Consider the following 18424-nt stretch of genomic DNA (forward strand, 5'->3'; position numbering starts at 1 on the left):
CCCTTTATAAATTGTAAACACACGAAACCATGTCCCTGAAACAGAAGCTATGCTGCCAGACCCTCAGTTGCAAAATGGGATTTACCGTAAAAAGCATTCTACGCATCCTGGAAAAAAAGTTCAGCCTTGAAAATATTGACCTGACTCTTGAACAATACTTTTTGCTCAACATATTAAACAACGAGGAAGGATTAATACTCCAGGACCTGTCTGAACTCCTCGATCGTGATAAGTCGGCTATAGCCAGACACTTAAACGGCCTGGAAAAAAAACACTTTGTAGCACGCACCACCGATCCTGATGATAAGCGACGCAAAATATTACTGATCACCAAGGCCGGAGTACAGGTGCTGAAAGAAGCCCAAAAACTGGCGAAAGAAGTAAACCGGGAAATCACCCGTCATATTTCCGAAGAGGACCTTCAACAGTTTGAGGCCACACTTGCCAGCATCTACGAATGCACAAATGCCGAAACGGCTTGTTGACCTCTTCAATTATCAGAAGAATTTAGCTCAACCAATTTATAAAACCATCATCCCATGACGTTTAAGCACCAAATCATTACAGGACTACTTGTTATCGCAGCAGCCCCATTCCTTGTTGTATCTTGCGGCGGCCCGGGGCAGCCGGGCATGCAGGACGGCCCGCAGCAGGCACAGCCATATCCCGTACTGGAATTGCAGCCGCGATCCATCGAACTGACCAACAGCTATCCTGCCACCCTCGAAGGAATACAAACCGTTGAAATTCGTCCCAGGGTCCCCGGATACATTGTAGACATGCCGGTTGACGAAGGGGATGTGGTGCAGAAAGGCGAAACCCTTTTCAGGCTGAACAGCGAAGAGTACGAACAACAGGTGCGTTCGGCCGAGGCCGACATCAAGGCCGCCAAAGCAGCCATAAGCACGGCCGAGGATGAAGTTCAGCGACTGCGCAAGCTTGCCGACAAGGAGATCATCAGCAAATACCGGCTGCAGTCGGCCCGAAACAACCTCGAGTCGCAGCAGGCGGCACTGGCCCAGGCTCAGGCGGTACTCGAAAATGCGCAGGTCAACCTGGGGTATACCAATGTTAAAAGTCCCACTGATGGCGTCATGGGTAACATCCCCTACCGAATAGGAAGCCTGGTAAACAGCGGCATCGCCAAACCTATGACCGTCATTTCCAACATCTCCCAAATATATGCCTACTTTTCCATGAGCGAGCGGGAGCTGCTGGAAATGTCGCAGCAGGTAGCCAGCGAGGAAGTCAACCAGACGCTTCAGCAACGTATTGCCAATATGCCCAGCGTCAACCTTATTCTTCCCGACAACTCCGTCTACGACCATGAAGGGCGCCTGCGCCTTGCGAGCGGCCTGATTGACAAGACCACCGGTGCGGCCTCATTTCGCGCGGTGTTCCCCAATCCGCAGAACATTCTTAGAAGCGGGGGGTCAGGCAATGTGCAGATTCCCCTGCACCGCGACTCAGCCATTGTCATTCCCAAATCGGCTACCTACGAGATACAGAACAAGCAATTTGTATATACCGTAACCGACAGTAGCACTGTACAAAGCACCGAAATTTCAACTTTACCACTTTCCACCAAACAGCTGTACGTCGTGGAGGAGGGCCTTGCTGCGGGTAATCAAATTGTCACCGCAGGCTTCGGCAATCTTCAGGACGGGACCGCCATCAAGCCCCGGCCCGTCAACGCTGACAGTTTGTACCAGGCAATGACGGTACAGGAACAGCCTGCCGATTAAGGTTGCACCCCCATTGTAGAAGGCCAAGCTTCAATTTTTAAGAATTTAATTTCATCATAATGATAAAACGATTTATTGAACGACCGGTATTATCAACGGTCATATCCATTATTATCGTTATACTGGGAATCCTGGGTTATTTTGCCCTGCCCGTGTCGCTCTATCCCGAAATTGCCCCCCCCACGATACAGGTGCAAACCTCCTATCCGGGAGCCAATGCAGAAACGGTGCTCAACAGCGTTATTGCCCCGCTTGAAGAACAAATCAATGGCGTGGAAGGCATGACGTATATGACTTCCACGGCCAGTAATAGCGGCCGGGCACAAATACAGGTTTACTTTGAGCTGGGAACGGACCCCGATATAGCCGCAGTTAACGTACAGAACCGGGTGGCGCAGGCATCCAGCCTGCTTCCCCGGGAAGTCACCCAGACCGGGGTTACGACGCAGAAACAACAAACCAGCCGGCTGCTTATTTTCACCCTTTACAGTCCCGACCAGAGATACGATGGCACCTTCATCGAAAACTATGCCCGCATTAACCTAATCCCCCGCCTTCAGCGGGTCGACGGCGTAGGTACGGCCGATGCCTTCGGAGCCCAAACCTATTCCATGCGCATATGGATGAAACCGGATGTGATGGCCTCCTACGACCTGGTGCCCGCCGATGTGATCAGGGCGCTCAACGAGCAAAGTTTTGAAGCTGCCCCCGGGGCCATTGGCCAAAACAGCGGCCAGGCATTCGAATACACCTTGAAATATAAAGGACGCCTTTCTACGGTCCCGGAATATGAGGATATCATCATCAGGGAGGGATCTGAAAACTCAGAGATGCTCAGGCTCAAGGATGTGGCCGATGTTGAACTCGGGGCACAGACCTACCGCGTGCACAGTACCGCCAACGGGGGACCAAGTGTGGGTATGTTCGTATCACAAACAGCCGGCGCCAATGCCCAGGAGGTGGTGGAAAAGGTGAAAGCAGAAATTGAACAGGCCTCAAACTCCTTCCCCAAGGGACTGGAATATACCACGGTATTTGATGCCAACAGTTTCCTTACGGCCTCGATAAACAAGGTTTTTACAACCTTCCTGGAGGCCTTTCTGCTGGTCTTTATTGTGGTATTTGTATTCCTGCAGGATTGGCGGTCCACCCTGATTCCCGCTATTGCGGTTCCCGTCTCCATCATTGGCACCTTCTTTTTCCTCAACCTTTTTGGCTACAGCGTGAACCTGCTCACGCTTTTTGCCCTTGTTCTGGCCATCGGCATTGTGGTGGATGACGCCATTATTGTGGTAGAAATTATTCACGCCAAGCTGGAGGAAGGGGCAGAGTCGGGCATGGAAGCCGCCGTTTCGGGGATGAACGAGATAGCGGGCGCCATCGTATCCATTACCCTTGTCATGTCGGCCATCTTCGTGCCCGTAACCTTCATGACAGGCTCAAGCGGAGTGTTTTTCCAGCAGTTCGGGATCACCCTTGCTACCGCCATCATCATATCGGCGGTCAATGCCCTGACCCTGAGCCCGGCCCTGTGTGCCATCGTTTTGAAACCGGAACATAAACATATCGGCGAGAAAAAAAGCTTTACGGACCGCTTTGCCCTCGCCTTTAATTCGTCCTTTGATGTAGCCAAATACCGCTACAAGAAAGTACTCAGTTTTTTCACCCGCAACTCCTGGGCAGCGGTGGCAACGGTAGCCGGATCCATTCTGCTGTTTGCCTTTCTCTTTCAAACCACCCCTTCCGGTTTTGTACCCGATGAAGACCAGGGCACCTTTTTCGCCAATATCAGTCTTCCCCCTTCCTCCTCCCTGGATCGCACCAAGGAGGTGATGGCAGAAGTTGACGGCATCCTTGCGGAGATGGACATCATCGACTCCCGGCTGGCTATCTCCGGCTTTGGCCTTCTCAGTGGATCGGGTAGTCAGTATGGATTTGTCGTGGGAAAACTCAACCACTGGGATGAGCGAGAGCGAAGTGTTAATGACGTTATCGCGGAACTCCAGCAAAAGACAGCATCCATCAAGGAAGCGGACATTGCGTTCTTTTCTCCCCCCGTTATTTCCGGTTTTGGCAATACGAGTGGATTTTCGGTTGACATACAGGATCTGAGCAGCGGTGAGCTTAATGAACTTGAGCAGGTCAGCAAAAAGGTTCAGCAGGCCCTCTTTGCACGGCCCGAGATACAGTATGCCGCCTCCTACTTCAACACCAATTACCCGCAATACATGGTCCGCATTGATGAAGCCAAAGCCCAGCGTGCCGGTTTCTCCATACAATCCATTATGGATGTCATGCAGGCTTACTATGGGGGGCTCTATGTATCAAACTTCAACCGGTTTGGCAAGCTGTACCGGGTGTATATACAGGCTGATCCGGAATACCGGGGGTCTGAAGAAAGCCTGCAAAATATTTCCGTTCGGAATGCCCGGGGAGAGATGGCGCCCATCACCTCGTTTGTAGACCTGGAACGCGTCTACGGACCCCAGAATGTATCACGCTTTAATATGTTCAATGCCGTATCGCTGACGGGAGCCACCAACCCCGGTTACAGTTCCGGGGATGCCATCGCGGCCATTGAAGAAGTCTTTGAACAGCAGATTTCCGATAACTACAGCTACGCCTTCTCTGGTTTGACAAGAGAGGAAAGCCAGGCCAGCGGCCAGGAGATTCTAATTTTTGCCCTCTGTATCCTCTTTGTCTATTTCCTGCTGAGCGCCCAGTACGAAAGCTATATCGTTCCCTGGGCGGTCATCCTTTCGCTGCCCATTGGATTGGCCGGTTCATTTATTTTTGCCAACATCTTTGGGGTAGCCAATAACATCTACCTCCAGATATCGTCCATCATGCTGATGGGGCTGCTGGCGAAAAATGCCATCCTGGTTGTAGAGTTTGCCCTGCAGCGCCGCCGCAAAGAGGGCATGACCATCGCCAAAGCCGCCATTGACGGGGCCGAAGCGCGACTGCGCCCGATCCTGATGACCTCTTTTGCCTTTATTGCAGGATTACTGCCATTGGCCCTGGCATCGGGAATCAATGCCAATGCCAACCAGTCCATCGGCATTGGTACCGCAGGCGGCATGTTCATCGGTACATTCGTAGGGCTTCTTGTTGTCCCCGTAATGTTCATCCTATTCCAGACACTGCAGGAGAAAATTTCGGGTCCCCCTGCTGTTGTGCGTGAAAAAAAAGATAAAATCATTCTGCCGTAAGCCTATTAATTACAATAGATTCATCCTCTACTATTATGTCTTTCACCTCCCGGTTTACCTTTTTTGCAGCTGTTCTGCTGGGCGTCTCACTGTCGTCCTGTATTGCAACAAAATCCTATCAAAAGCCCGACGTAGCGACCGAGAACCTGTATCCCTTTGAGCAAGTAACGTTAGACAGCACCACGCTGGCAGACATGCCGTGGCAAGACGTCTTCAGGGATCCCCGGCTGCGCCAGCTGATAGACGAGGCCCTTGACAACAATCTCGAGCTTCAGCAGGCAATCCAGCAAATTCGCGTTGCCGAAGCCAATTTCTATGAAGGGCGGATGAGCTTGTTTCCAAGCCTGAGTGCCAACGGGGATGTTTCCTACCGGGAACAGTCTGACAACAGCGTGAGTTTCGGCGGCCTCCCGGACGACGCCAGCATCCCTGCCAGTGAATTGTATTCGGTATCATTGAGTTCCAGCTGGGAACTGGATGTCTGGGGAAAGCTGACCAGCGCCAAAAAAGCGAGCCTTGCCGCCCTTTTGCAGACCGAGGCCACCCGCCGCGCCGTCCAGACCACCCTCATTGCAAATGTAGCCAACGCCTATTATCGTCTGCTGGCTCTCGACCAGCAGCTGGCGATTACCCGGCAAACGGTAGAAAACCGCCGGCAGGATGTTGAAACCGTCAGGAGCCTCAAAGAGGGAGATATGGTTACCGGGGTTTCCCTTCAGCAGAGTATCGCCAATCGTTACGCTGCCGAAGTGACGATCCCTCGGCTGGAACAGCTGATTACCGAGCAGGAGCATACGCTCAGTATCCTGCTGGGCCGCGCGCCGGGCTCCATCAAACGGGGCACCCTGCCCGAACAAGCCCCCATCGATTCACTGACAACGGGGATGCCGGCTCAACTGCTCCGCAATCGCCCCGATATCAGGGCTGCAGAATACGCCTTCCGAAGTGCTTTTGAACTCACCAACAATGCCCGGGCTTACTTTTACCCCTCCTTTACCCTGACTGCTCAGGGGGGCTATCAAAGCCTGGAAACAGAAGATCTGTTTCAGCCGGGTTCCGTCTTTTACAACCTGGTGGCCGGACTCACACAACCTATTTTCAACCGGGGACAAAACAGGGCTCGGCTCAAACGGAGGAAAGCCCAGCAGGAACAGGCCCTGCTTCAGCTCAAAGGCACCATCCTTGACGCCAGCAGCGAGGTATCCAATGCGCTCAGTCAATATCAAAAAACAGATCGGCAGCTGCAGTTGCGTCAGAAACAGCTTGAAGCGCTTGAAAATGCCGTTGCGTATTCCCGGGAACTGCTTCAATACGGCGAAGCCAATTATACCGAGGTGCTGACGGCCCAGCAGCAGCTCCTTTCTGCCCAGCTCAGCAATATCAATGATCGCCTGCAGCAGCTGACGGCCGGCGTGGACCTCTACAGGGCCCTGGGCGGAGGCTGGAATAAGACACAGAAGGCAACCGCCGTCGAACAGCCGGCGGAAACCCAGGATTAGCAGTACCCCCCCAGTGGATTGTACCGGCCTGCCGCAGCAAGGAGGGCGTTTCTCCCTGCTTATACAGGCCTGAGACAATCTTCAAAGCGGTTCATAGAAGAACGGCCCAAAACCCAGCGTGAAGACCAGCCAGCCATACAGAACATGCTCAACACTTACCCAGAAGAGCGACTGCGTGCGCAAATAGGTTATCCCGAAAAGTATCCCTGCAACAAAGCTCAGTCCCACCGCCCACCAGTTGTCATAGACAATGTGCAGAAAAGAAAACAGGAGCGCACTGGTAATAACAGCCGCATATTTTCCGCTCATCAAAGGCCTATAGCGATAGAAAAAGTACGTCCTGTAGATAAGTTCCTGCGGCAAGGCCGAAAATAGCGGATATAACATCATGACAACCATCCACTCCACGGGCTGCTCCACGGGAAAAACAAACAGGTAATTCGGCTTAAACAACCGGATAAGCAGAAACAGAGCAACAAGGACCACCGGTAACCGATTGAAGATCTTCGAACCCGCATTCCGGGAATTGCGGATCGCAAACAGGCGGGCGTCAAAATTGGGATCCCGCCAGAGCTGAAATCCACAGTAAACCGCAATCAGCAACAGCGCCGGTATTTTGGGGAGCGGAACAATCTCCCGGTAATACAACAGCGGAATCCCCAGAAAAAGAAGCATCCCTTCGGCAAGAAGAACAGCATGGGTCCGGCTCATAATCCCTCTCAACAGTTAACCTGGTTTCAGCCCTGAACGAGATTTACATAATGCCTGTTATTGTTGATTGTTTCAATGAGATTATCGACTCATTTTTCTGCATCATAATTTGTATCTTTACGTGCTTATACAAACGCAATATTAAACTGAATGTCGCAAGCCGAAACGATCGCTCCCAACGAAAAACCACAATCCAGCGAAGACCGGCCCATTATAGTAAGAGGGGCCCGCGTACACAATCTCAAAAATATCGATGTTGAAATACCGCGTAACCGGATGACGGTGGTTACCGGTGTTTCCGGGTCCGGCAAATCGAGCCTTGCCTTCGATACCATCTATGCCGAGGGGCAGCGTCGTTACGTAGAAAGCCTGTCCAGCTACGCTCGCCAGTTTCTTGAGCGAATGGATAAGCCCGATGTAGATTTTATGCAGGGCATATCACCTGCAATGGCCATTCAGCAGAAGACAACCTCCACCAACCCACGTTCAACCGTCGGTACGACCACTGAAATTTATGACTACATGCGGCTGCTCTACGCCCGTATCGGTCATACTATCTCACCAAAATCGGGTCGCGAAGTTCAAAAAGACAGCACCAAAACTGTCATTGATTCGCTCTTTGAGCACTACGAGGAGGGTACAAAGTTCTATATTCTTTTCCCGCTGCCGAGGCATGAAAACAACGACCTGTCCGATGAGCTTCAGGTACTGAAAGAAAAAGGATTTACCCGGGTGCTCCAGGTCGACCAGGAGCAGATGATTGACATCACCACCGAAGAGTCCGACCTGTCGGAGATCAGTCGCGATAATTACCGTGTGCTTGTAGACCGCCTGGTCATTAAAAAGACCGACGACAACCGGGGACGTATCGCTGGTTCCCTCGAAACGGCCTTCCGCGAGGGACAGGGACGCTGCTCTGTGAAAATTCGCAACGGGGATGAGCTGCCCTTTTCAGAACGATTTGAAATGGACGGCATGGAATTTAATGAACCGACGCCCCAGATGTTCTCTTTCAACAATCCATTTGGTGCCTGCGATACCTGTGAGGGCTTCGGACGGGTGGCCGGAATTGACGAAAACCTGGTCATTCCCGACCCGGAACTGACCATCCGTGACGGGGCCATTGCAGCGTACAGCGGACAAAAGTACAGTCGCCACCTGCGCGATCTTATCAAAGTATCTGCCCGTTACGGCTATCCCATCGACACCCCCTACCGCCAGCTTTCCAAGGAATTTAAAAAAGTATTGTGGGAAGGCAAGGATGAATATGTTGGTATTCGGCCTTTCTTTGATGACATTAAAAGCCAGTCGTATAAAGTCCACAAGCGGGTATTTTACTCGCGCTATCGCGGCTACAGCCGCTGCCCTGACTGCGAGGGATACCGCATCCGGAAAGATGCCCTGTACGTCAAAATAAACGGCCGGCATATTGGCGAAGTGGCAGAAATGACGATTGACGCCGCCCGTGCTTTTTTTGAGGACCTGGAACTAACCGATTTTGAAAAGGAGGTGGCGGAACAAGTCCTGTACGAAATACGCAAACGACTCAAGTATCTGGATGAAGTTGGCCTGAGTTACCTGACGCTCAACAGGCTGGCCAAAACGCTGAGCGGGGGCGAGTCGCAGCGCATCAGCCTGGCCAATTCGCTGGGCAGCTCCCTTATCGGCAGTCTCTATGTGCTGGATGAACCGACCATCGGGCTCCATCCCCGCGATAACGACCGGCTGATCAATATCCTGAAGTCGCTCCGCGATATTGGCAATACGGTGCTTGTTGTTGAACACGACCCGGAAATGATCAAGGCAGCCGACAACATCATTGACATTGGTCCCTTTGCCGGTGTGCACGGGGGGGAGCTTAACTTTACCGGAAGCTATGACGAACTGCTCGACTCACAAACCCTTACCGGAAAATACCTGAGCGGAAAGAAAAGGATCTCTGTTCCCGATAAACGGCGCAAGGGCAGTGGCAATACCATTATACTGGAAGGTGCTACTGAACACAACCTCAAAAGCCTGGATGTGGAGTTTCCGCTTGGCAAGCTGATCTGTGTAACCGGGGTAAGCGGATCCGGGAAATCGACCCTTGTACATGACACCTTATACGCCGGCATCCAAAAGCAGCTTGGTACCTATAAAGACAGCATCGGGCGGCACCGCTCCATCTCCGGACTGCACCACATTGACTCGGTAGAGATGGTGGACCAGTCACCCATTGGGCGCTCTTCACGGTCCAACCCGGCTACCTATACCAAAGCTTTTGACGGCATTCGGGATCTGTTCACCAATACGCGTCAGTCCAAGATCATGGGATATGAACCGGGCCATTTCTCTTTCAACGTACCGGGCGGGCGCTGTGAGACCTGTCAGGGTGAAGGGATCCAGACCATAGAAATGCAGTTTATGGCCGACATTGAACTTACTTGTGAAGAGTGCGGTGGCAAACGGTACCGTAAGGAAATTCTACAGGTTAAATACCGGGGAAAAAACATCCATGATGTTCTTGAGATGTCGGTTTCAGAAGCACTCGAGTTTTTTGTGGATGAAGAGCGCATTACCAACAAGCTGCAGACCCTCGAAGATGTGGGCCTCGGCTACCTCAAGCTGGGGCAAAGCGCACCCACCCTCTCGGGCGGAGAAGCACAGCGGGTAAAACTGGCTAAATTCCTGAGTAAACCCGCCGGCGACCATACCCTTTATTTCTTTGATGAACCGACCACCGGCCTCCACTTTGAGGATATCGCCAAACTACTCGACTCCTTCAATGAACTCGCCGACAACGGGCATACCGTTATCATTATCGAACACAACCTGGATGTCATCAAATGCGCTGATCACATCATAGATATCGGTCCGGAAGGCGGTTTTGCGGGTGGCCAAATCGTTGCTACCGGCACCCCGGAGGAGATAACCCAGGTGAAGGAAAGCCATACCGGGCGATATTTGAAAGAGGTGCTGTAACGGCCGCTGGCCTGAACCATGTAACAGTATCACCCATTTAAAACGATGCCACCGCAGGTCAACGGTGGCATCTTGCTCAAGTGTCGGGCCTCTCCTCTCATTCCCCCTTACATTTTTACCTTTTTTTACTAATATTTATGACCTGAATTGTTGTTTGGATGCATTGACTTTGTGGATCGCCTTATTCCAACAACCCTTTCTACTTATATATGCGTAAAAAATAGGGGATGTACGACATAGCCTGACACCTTATGGGGCCAAAAAAAAATATAACACAGTTATTGCTCAGCGCCAGCTCCGGTGATAAACAGGCCATTGATGCACTATACCCCCGGGTATATGATGAGCTCCGCACCATTGCGAAATGGCATCTCCGCAGAGAACGAGGTGATCATACCATCCAAAAAACTGCGCTGGTACATGAAGTCTACCTGAAGCTGATCGATCAGACCCAGATCAGCTGGCAAAACCGTGCCCATTTCTTTGGCATTGCCGCCCGGGCCATGCGACAAATTCTGGTGGATTACGCCCGTAAAAGAAATGCCCAGAAGCGGGGAGGAGACAAGAAGCATATCCCCTTTGAGGAGGATAAGCTGGATTTGGACAACCATATGGAAGCCCTGCTGGAATTCAATGATATCATCGATAAACTGGCCGAATTCGACGAACGCAAGAGCAAAGTGGTTGAAATGCGCTTTTTTGCCGGGATGACGATTCGTGAAATAGCGGAGCTGCTGGATGTCTCCCCGCGGACCATTAATCGCGACTGGATGAAAGCCAGGGGCTGGATATACCAGGAACTCAGCAAATGATCCTTGTAGGGAATAGCCTTACAGCTGCTTTTGTTTTTTTGATTTACCATACATTGTTGTCGTGTCATTGGGTCAATACCGATCTTGCCATGGATAAAAAAAGGTGGAAAAAAATAAGCCATATTTTTGACCTTGCCCTCACCTTGCCCCAGAATCGGCGAACCAGCTATATCCGGAGCCTGTGTACCGGCGACGCTGAGCTTCAGCAAGAAGTACTCAGTCTCCTGGCATCGGTCGAAGAATCAGGCCGGATGCTGAACGATCATCTCCACAAGAACCAGGCCCTTCTTCAAGAATTGATACAACATCTCGAGCAGGAACCTCCCTCCCGTTCGCTGATTGATACCACACTGGGCCAGTGGCACATCACTAATCACCTGGGCTACGGGGGAATGGGCGACGTCTATCAGGTGAAGCGCTGTGATTCAGATATCCACCAGCGCGGAGCCCTCAAGATCATCCGCCGCGGGCTGGATACCCCGGAAAACCTTCGGCGGTTCCGGGTGGAAAAACAGATTTTAGCCGGCCTTCATCACCCCAACATGGCCAACCTCATAGATAGCGGAATCAGCGGAGACGGCCTGCCCTATCTGGTCATGGAACTAATAGAGGGGGTTCCCATTGACCAGTTCTGCGACCAGCACAACCTGACCATTTCTGAACGCCTTGACCTTTTTAAGACCGTATGCCATGCCGTACAATACGCTCATAAAAACCTGGTTGTCCATCGCGACCTTAAGCCGGAGAATATTCTGGTTACTGATGATGGCCACGTTAAAATACTCGATTTCGGCATCGCCAAGCTTCTGGATCCCGACCTGTATGGACTCTCGACCGTGAAAACAAGTGCAAGCATGCGGCTGATGAGTCTTGACTATGCCGCGCCGGAACAAATATCCGGCCAGCCTGTCACCACTTCTACGGATGTCTATGCGCTGGGGGTATTACTGCATAACCTGGTGACAGGCCTGCATCCCTATGATTTAAGCGATAAGACCTTCCGCGCAGCTGAACAAGTTGTCCTTTGTAATCTGCCCTCCCTTCCAAGCCACAGATTAAAAAAAGCGGATGATCTTTCACCTATCGCCTCCAGCAGAAACACCAGGCCGGCAAAGTTGATCCATACCGTCCGGGGCGATCTGGATGCCATTATTCTCAAGGCCCTCAACAAAGAAGCAGATCGTCGCTATTCCTATGCTATTCAGCTCGTAGAGGACCTGTCACGATTTGAAACCAATAAACCTGTGACGGCTCGACTACAGACCTCGCGCTACCACGTCACCAAATTTTTAATCCGTCATAAAAAAAGAATAGCCACTGCCGGCGCTGCGCTTCTTATCATTATCGCTTTAACGAGTTTTTATACGGTACAGCTGGCGCACGAGCGGAATGAAGCACGGCTGGAGGCACAAAAAGCAGCACAGGTCAAAAACCTCATGGTCGATATCTTTCAAAGCGGTGACCCTTTTCATGAGCCCGACGCCAAGAATCTATCGATGAGTGAAGTGCTCGACCAGGGAACCAAGCGAATAGCTTCCTCCCTGGAAGATCAGCCTCTGATAAAAGCGGACCTGCAAGAAGCCCTGGGCGGGGTCTATTCCGGACTGGTGCGGTATGCCAAGGCGGAACCTCTCCTCCGGAATGCTTTGGAAGTGTATCAACAAGAGCTGGGAGCCAACCACCCACAAATTGCAGATGTCAGTCATTCCCTCGGATTTCTCCTTATGCGGCGCGGTCACTATTCGGAGGCGGAAACACTTTTTGAGCGAGCCCGCGACATCTACGAAGATCATTATGGCGACGAAGACCCGCACTATGCCTACGTAGTCAGGACCCTGGCCTTTTTATATTCTGAAACAAATCGAACCGGCCAGGCCCTGGCTAACTACAAAAGGGCTATAAAAATATATGTGAAAAATAATGATCCCGATGTTGCCGAAACACTGACCGACATGGGGTACCTTCTCATGGACCTGGGACGACTCGGGGAGGCCCAGATGAATCTTCAACAAGCCATTGCACTATTTAATAAATATGAAGACGAGTCAAATATTGAGATTGCCAATGCCTATACGGGACTTGGTCAGGTCCTTCACCTCCGTGGTGCCCTGCTGGAAGCCGAGATATACCACCGGAAAGCCCTCCGCATTCGACTTGAAATTTTTGAGCCCGGTCACACTCATATTGCCTCATCCCAGCTGCGCCTCGGCTGGCTGCTGATTGACCAGGGACGCTTCAAAGAAGCTGTTCCCCTGGTTCAGAAAGCGTATAAGAGCTTCATCAATCACCTGCCTCCCGACCACTGGAAAGTTGCGGCAACGGAAGGCGTCCTGGCCCTGGCATGGATAGGGCAGGGAAAGTTCCAGCAAGCTGAAAGAACACTGCTCAATACTCATACCGCCTTAAAAGAACAGTTTGGCCCGGATGACTGGCGTACCCGGCGTACGCAACAAGCGCTGGATAAACTTTATACGGTTTGGCCCTCCCCGCAGCAGGCACAAAATTTTCTGGAAGAATGACAGCTTTTTCAAACCATTCAGCGAAAATTCCCTCTCCAGCCTACCTACAATATATTTATTATTAAAAATTTCATTTCTTTTACATCTTTCAGTGAAACTTAAGATCTGAAAAATAGTATGAATGTGTCGTTGAACCTTAATCAACCTATTATATTATGAAAAAATTATTACTGTCTGTCTTTGCACTTACTGGCCTTATGTTTATAAGTATTTCCTCTGTTCAGGCCCAGGGACTGGGCATAAGTGCCGGAGCCAATTTCGCCAATTTTAATGATACCGACGTCTCAACTGAAAGCCGTACGGGACTCATGGCCGGCCTGACCTACGATTTCGCCATCCCGCTTAGCCCCATAACCATTCAGCCGGGTGTTTTCTATACCCAAAAGGGAGCTAAAGCTTCAGAAGGCTCCATAGAAAACACCACGAAACTGGACTATATTGAAGTACCCGTGGTAGCCAAATTCGACTTTATACTGGACAATCCGGTGTTAACCCCCCATGTCTATTTTGGCCCCTACGTCGGTTTCAATATCAACGCCGAACAGGAAATATCGGGGGGCGAGAATGCCGGAACCTTTGATATTGATGAGAACGTCAAAGGAACTGATTTCGGTGTAGTGGTCGGTGCCGGAGCCGACATTACCAAGTTTAATGTGGGCATCCGCTATTCCGCCGGACTCACCGGAATCGCCGAAGATGATCTTTTTGACGGCAAGAATGGGGTTTTATCAATTGTAGGCGGCATCAATTTCTAACATACCCATAGCCCTGATACAGATGGGAACAGGCTCCACTCGCCGGGTGGGGCCTGTTTTTTTATAGCTGTTTTGACCAGGAGCCTCTTTTTTGTAGATTATTTTACCATTGAAACCATTATTATTTCTGTATGTTGAAACAAGCTTATTTTGCACCCCTGCTCAAAATTCACCCCCTGGCTCTGCTGCTGATCTGTGCCCTCTCTTTCCATGCCAGCGCACAGCAGGCAAGTCAGGCACCGTCGGTTCTTATCTTTTCGAAGACGGAAGGATTTAGACATTCCTCCATTCCAACAGGCGTCAAGGCTATCATGCGCCTGGCGGACGAGAACGATATTAAGAGCTACCACACAGAAAACGCCGGCCTTTTCAATCCTGACAGCCTGAGCACCTTCGATGCCGTAATTTTCCTGAATACAACCGGTAATGTTCTCGACGACACTCAACAGGCGGCGTTTGAGGAATACCTTCGAAGCGGCGGGGGATTTTTAGGCGTTCATGCCGCGGCCGATACCGAATATGAATGGCCCTGGTACGGAGAGATGGTGGGAGCCTATTTCAAAAACCATCCCCGGATACAGGAAGCCAGCATCAAGGTTGTCAATCAGTCGCATGCGGCCACTTCATTCCTGCCCGAAGAGTGGGTTCGAACGGACGAGTGGTACAATTACAAAGACATCAGCAATGATATCAACGTACTGATGAAGCTCGACGAAGACTCCTATGAAGGCGGAGAAAACGGCACATTCCACCCTATTGCATGGTATCATGATTTTGAGGGTGGGCGCGTCTTTTACACAGGACTTGGCCACACCAAGGAAGCCTATTCAGAACCCTTGTTCCTGGATCACTTGTCAGGCGCCCTGAAGTATGTGCTGGGCACAGCAACAGCTCAGTAAACAAGGAAAGCTGCAAGTCTGCCCGCGGTAACGGAATGCCCATTCAAAAGGAACCCTGTAAAAAGCAAAGCAAATAACGCATCTCTACTGCTCTTTGGGGACAATCTGACCATTGGGAGTGATCTTTTCGCCCGGACCCGGCTCCTCCATGGGAAAGTTGTCAATAGTCACTTCCGGATTTCGATCGTGCGGCACATAGTGCGAATGTGAACCGTGGGAAACCGCCGTATACGGCTTTTCATTGAAGTAGCCCAACGCATCCGCCAAAGCAATGCCCGCCAATACAGCGACCACTACGATAAAAATATATTTCAGTTTATTCTTGGAAGTCATGTTTCTTCTTTAGCTGGTTAAGAAGCAACCGATAAATCTAAAATAAGAGTATTCGGTTGAGAACTGAAATATTATTTTCTCCACTACGGCCTCCAACCTGTGGGGTAGAGTGAAATTGGAAAAAATAAAGGCCTTTTCCATGGATGGAAAAGGCCTCTACCTCCTCTTTTAATCAATAGTCAGTTTATATCTATTCAAATACCAGGTACTGCAACAAACGCTCCTGGGGTCTCCAGTTCGGCGTGAATTCTGATTCAACTGTGTGGTAAGAACTGTAAAACACACTGCCGTTGCCTACGTCAAATGAAACCGTAAGCGGGCGTACGCCCGATCCGCCGCTCCATTCAACACTACCTTCCACCCACTGGGTGACATCAGCAGTGGCTCCGCTCTGAGGTCCTTCGATGACACCCCATCCGCCCAGAAAATCGGTAATATGAACGGTATCATCGTCATTCAGGCAGTTTTCGCCCTCAAAGCAGTCCACGTTGGCCAGCCAGGCTTCCAGGTCAGACTCCAGGATGGTACCGTTTGTCTCGATACCGTAGGTGCCAACTTCAGCTGCCCCCCACGACTCCCGTTCCGCAGCTGGGGTTTCATCCGAACCATAAAAATCGACATAGGACGGAAACGCCTGTTCAATATAATCATAAGACAGGTCCGTGGCGTACAGCACCCCGCCATCCTGGACAAAAGTCTGCAGTGCCTGCCGGTTTTCAGCGCTCAATATCTGTGCCACTCCCGATGATTTCAGCCGGGCCGCATGTCGATGGGCTTCTTTCGATTTGTCATACGAAACCAGACTCTCATTGGTACCGCAGTTGATAAACACGATATCGTAGTTAAAGAGGTCCTTTTCACCGTCACCGTCGGCATCCTCGAAAAGGGGGTTGGGATCATCCAGCAAATCAAACTGCTCAGTTCCTTCTACCAGCTGACCATAGTTGTAATCGCTTTCGTCTGTTTCAACCTCTCCAAACCCTACTTTGGCCAGGATATCTTCCATACGGTCCCAGGAGCCCTTGACGACCGCAATTTCTCCCTCAAAGCTCTCGCTCGCGCTAGGCATATTAATTTCGCCAATATCCCCGCCGGCGCTGCTCACATCCACGGACTGCTCAAAGGAAAAGATCCCCTTGAAAATTTTCAGCAGCACTTCATCGCTTGAAACGGGGACATCAAAAGTAAAACTCCCGTCCGCCTCTGTGCATGTGAAAGCCGAATAGCTTTCCTCGGGCTCCTCGCATTCCCCTGCACTCGTGGTGGCGCCTCCAATGCCTTTGGCTTTAGCCATGATCTTATTGGATCCCTCTTTGGGAACAAAAACCGTCGCACCCGCAAGCGGAGTATTTCCATCGGGGGCCGTTAAGGTTCCCTTTATCTCTGTCGTTTCGGTTTCTCCCGGTCCCGATGAGCTGTCGCCGCATCCCTGTACCATGAACAACAACGCTGTTAGCAATATTGATAATTGTATTCTTAATCGCATGATAAAATGATATTTTCTTGATGGTTTGTGATTCTGTTGTTTGTATACGTAAGTCGTTATGCAAAGGGCTCACTTAATACCTCTTCCCTCTCCTGAAATTCGAAGTCATCATTGCAGGCTGAAATCTTCAGCCTGCCAGAAGGCCCCAGCCCCATGACGGCGCCATAACTGCCATAATCACCATTTGGACGACCATAATGACCAGTGCTGAAAGCAGCACATAGCCAAGCCGCCTGCTCTCAGGCGTATCCATCATGACCGGTATCCCGATCCAAAAAAGATAGATACTGTATAGTCCAAAAAGACCGACCCAGCCCAACAGAAAAGAAAGATTTGCCACAATGGAAGCCAGCAGCGAGGGAGTCGCCGCATAGACGACCAGCTTGAAAGCATTGTTCAGATTTTCAGTGGATTCAAACTTCCCGGCAAGCATGTTAATCACATACGAAGAGACCACCAGGCTTACCAGTGGCATGGCCAGCTGGTACACCACCAGGTGCAATGACCAGCTGCCGATGAAACTGGTCAGGGCTGCTAACACGATCATTGGCAATGCATAATGGAGCAGGAGATCCATATTGGACTTCTGCTCTTTCTTTATCCGGGGCCATTCCTTTCCGGGTTCAAGGATAATCCCTTTCGCCCGGCCAGCGATATCGTCAATATTCATGGTATTATAATTTTGTTTAGAGCAACAGTTTGGCTGATGGGGCGGTAATATTCCCTCACAGAGACAGGCGGACGCCCACTCCCAGTACCAGCTGTGAGACATCTTCTCTCCCAATTATATACTTGGCCTCTCCGTAGGTCCGTCCGAAACCGATGTCCAGCTCTGCTCCGGCCCCGACATTTACACCCAGATTGGTATTTGAATCACTTATGGAGGCAGCGCCGGCCGGCTCATACTTAAACCGGCTATGCATAATGTTCAGGCCCGTGAGCCCATAAAGGCTCAGCATATCATTATCCACTGCCATAAGATGACTGTTGATATTACCCTCAATCTGATCAACACGGCTCTGCGCATTCTTCTCGGGAACGGAATACCCCACATCAGCTCCCACCCGAACCGGCAGTTCGGGCAACCGGTAGTACATATTTACATGGAAATTGAGATTTTCGGACTGGCTGCCGTACCCCACCCCGCCGCCAGCGGTAATTTCCTGGGCCCGGGCTGATTTTGTCGCCAGCATTGCCCCGCAAAACAGCATCACCGTTAAGAAGGTTAGTTTCTTCATAATAGTATCCTCGGTTTACAGTTTAGATTCATACAGGAGAGGGTACCGGGAATATCAACCAGCTTGGTTTCTAATCCCCGATCATTGCGAATCCCATTTCCCGGATCCTGCGACTATTGATTTGATTGGGAATCCTAATCCACGTACCCTTGCCCGCACCTTAGAATACGTAAAGAAATAAAGAATGGGCTCAAAATTGTTTCCCGGGCTTCAGGTATTCGACGGGGTTAACTGCTTCTCTGCCCCCCCCAGGA

14 protein-coding genes are annotated in these 18424 nt (G+C 50.9%); 9 read left to right on the forward strand and 5 right to left on the reverse strand.

Translation table 11 applies throughout. The features are described from left to right. Positions 1 to 29: 29 nt before the first annotated feature. From FN808_RS01560 to FN808_RS01575, 4 genes are read left to right on the forward strand one after another with little or no spacing between them, the layout of a single operon-like run. On the forward strand, positions 30 to 485 hold the full coding sequence (locus tag FN808_RS01560) for a MarR family winged helix-turn-helix transcriptional regulator (RefSeq protein WP_142712772.1): 456 nt from the start codon (positions 30 to 32) through the stop codon (positions 483 to 485). A 54-nt stretch (positions 486 to 539) separates the two neighbouring features. Then, a complete protein-coding gene (locus FN808_RS01565) occupies positions 540 to 1745 on the forward strand; it encodes an efflux RND transporter periplasmic adaptor subunit (RefSeq protein ID WP_142712773.1) in 1206 nt (401 codons plus the stop codon). Positions 1746 to 1804: 59 nt separating this feature from the next. Beyond that, the gene (locus tag FN808_RS01570; RefSeq protein ID WP_142712774.1) at positions 1805 to 4957 is read left to right on the forward strand and encodes an efflux RND transporter permease subunit; all 3153 of its coding nucleotides are present in this window, start codon (positions 1805 to 1807) and stop codon (positions 4955 to 4957) included. A gap of 35 nt (positions 4958 to 4992) precedes the next feature. After that, a complete protein-coding gene (locus FN808_RS01575; protein WP_142712775.1) occupies positions 4993 to 6456 on the forward strand; it encodes an efflux transporter outer membrane subunit in 1464 nt (487 codons plus the stop codon). A gap of 81 nt (positions 6457 to 6537) precedes the next feature. Here the strand turns inward: FN808_RS01575 and FN808_RS01580 are convergent, their stop codons facing one another. After that, entirely contained in the window at positions 6538 to 7167 is a 630-nt protein-coding gene (locus tag FN808_RS01580) for a CPBP family intramembrane glutamic endopeptidase (RefSeq protein ID WP_142712776.1), read from the reverse strand. A 150-nt stretch (positions 7168 to 7317) separates the two neighbouring features. On the opposite strand from FN808_RS01580, the gene uvrA reads away from it, so the two are divergent. From uvrA to FN808_RS01605, 5 genes are all read left to right on the forward strand, one after another. Next, entirely contained in the window at positions 7318 to 10128 is a 2811-nt protein-coding gene (gene uvrA / locus FN808_RS01585) for an excinuclease ABC subunit UvrA (protein WP_142712777.1), read from the forward strand. 251 nt (positions 10129 to 10379) lie between these two features. Beyond that, complete coding sequence (locus FN808_RS01590; protein ID WP_142712778.1) at positions 10380 to 10940, forward strand: sigma-70 family RNA polymerase sigma factor; 561 nt, start codon at positions 10380 to 10382, stop codon at positions 10938 to 10940. Positions 10941 to 11029: 89 nt separating this feature from the next. After that, positions 11030 to 13459 (forward strand): serine/threonine-protein kinase, encoded by a 2430-nt coding sequence (locus FN808_RS01595; protein WP_185958189.1) that lies wholly within the window; start codon positions 11030 to 11032, stop codon positions 13457 to 13459. 155 nt (positions 13460 to 13614) lie between these two features. Continuing rightward, positions 13615 to 14214: a porin family protein gene (locus tag FN808_RS01600; protein ID WP_142712780.1), complete on the forward strand. Its 600-nt coding sequence runs from the start codon at positions 13615 to 13617 to the stop codon at positions 14212 to 14214. 131 nt (positions 14215 to 14345) lie between these two features. Further along, entirely contained in the window at positions 14346 to 15113 is a 768-nt protein-coding gene (locus FN808_RS01605; protein ID WP_142712781.1) for a ThuA domain-containing protein, read from the forward strand. Positions 15114 to 15197: 84 nt separating this feature from the next. On the opposite strand, the gene FN808_RS01610 is transcribed toward FN808_RS01605, so the two are convergent. The 4 genes from FN808_RS01610 to FN808_RS01625 form a co-directional block, all read right to left on the reverse strand. Then, positions 15198 to 15446: a hypothetical protein gene (locus tag FN808_RS01610; RefSeq protein ID WP_142712782.1), complete on the reverse strand. Its 249-nt coding sequence runs from the start codon at positions 15444 to 15446 to the stop codon at positions 15198 to 15200. 190 nt (positions 15447 to 15636) lie between these two features. Further along, on the reverse strand, positions 15637 to 16932 hold the full coding sequence (locus FN808_RS01615; protein ID WP_142712783.1) for a hypothetical protein: 1296 nt from the start codon (positions 16930 to 16932) through the stop codon (positions 15637 to 15639). Between the two features lie 127 nt (positions 16933 to 17059). Beyond that, positions 17060 to 17602, reverse strand: a complete 543-nt coding sequence (locus tag FN808_RS01620; RefSeq protein WP_185958190.1) for a Yip1 family protein — start codon at positions 17600 to 17602, stop codon at positions 17060 to 17062. A 55-nt stretch (positions 17603 to 17657) separates the two neighbouring features. Then, positions 17658 to 18170 carry an outer membrane protein gene (locus tag FN808_RS01625; RefSeq protein ID WP_142712785.1) on the reverse strand — a complete coding sequence of 171 codons (513 nt, stop codon included), beginning with the start codon at positions 18168 to 18170 and terminating at the stop codon, positions 17658 to 17660. Positions 18171 to 18424 lie beyond the last annotated feature (254 nt).

Origin of the sequence: Fodinibius sediminis, from assembly GCF_900182555.1 — a bacterium.
GTDB lineage: Bacteria > Bacteroidota > Rhodothermia > Balneolales > Balneolaceae > Fodinibius > Fodinibius sediminis.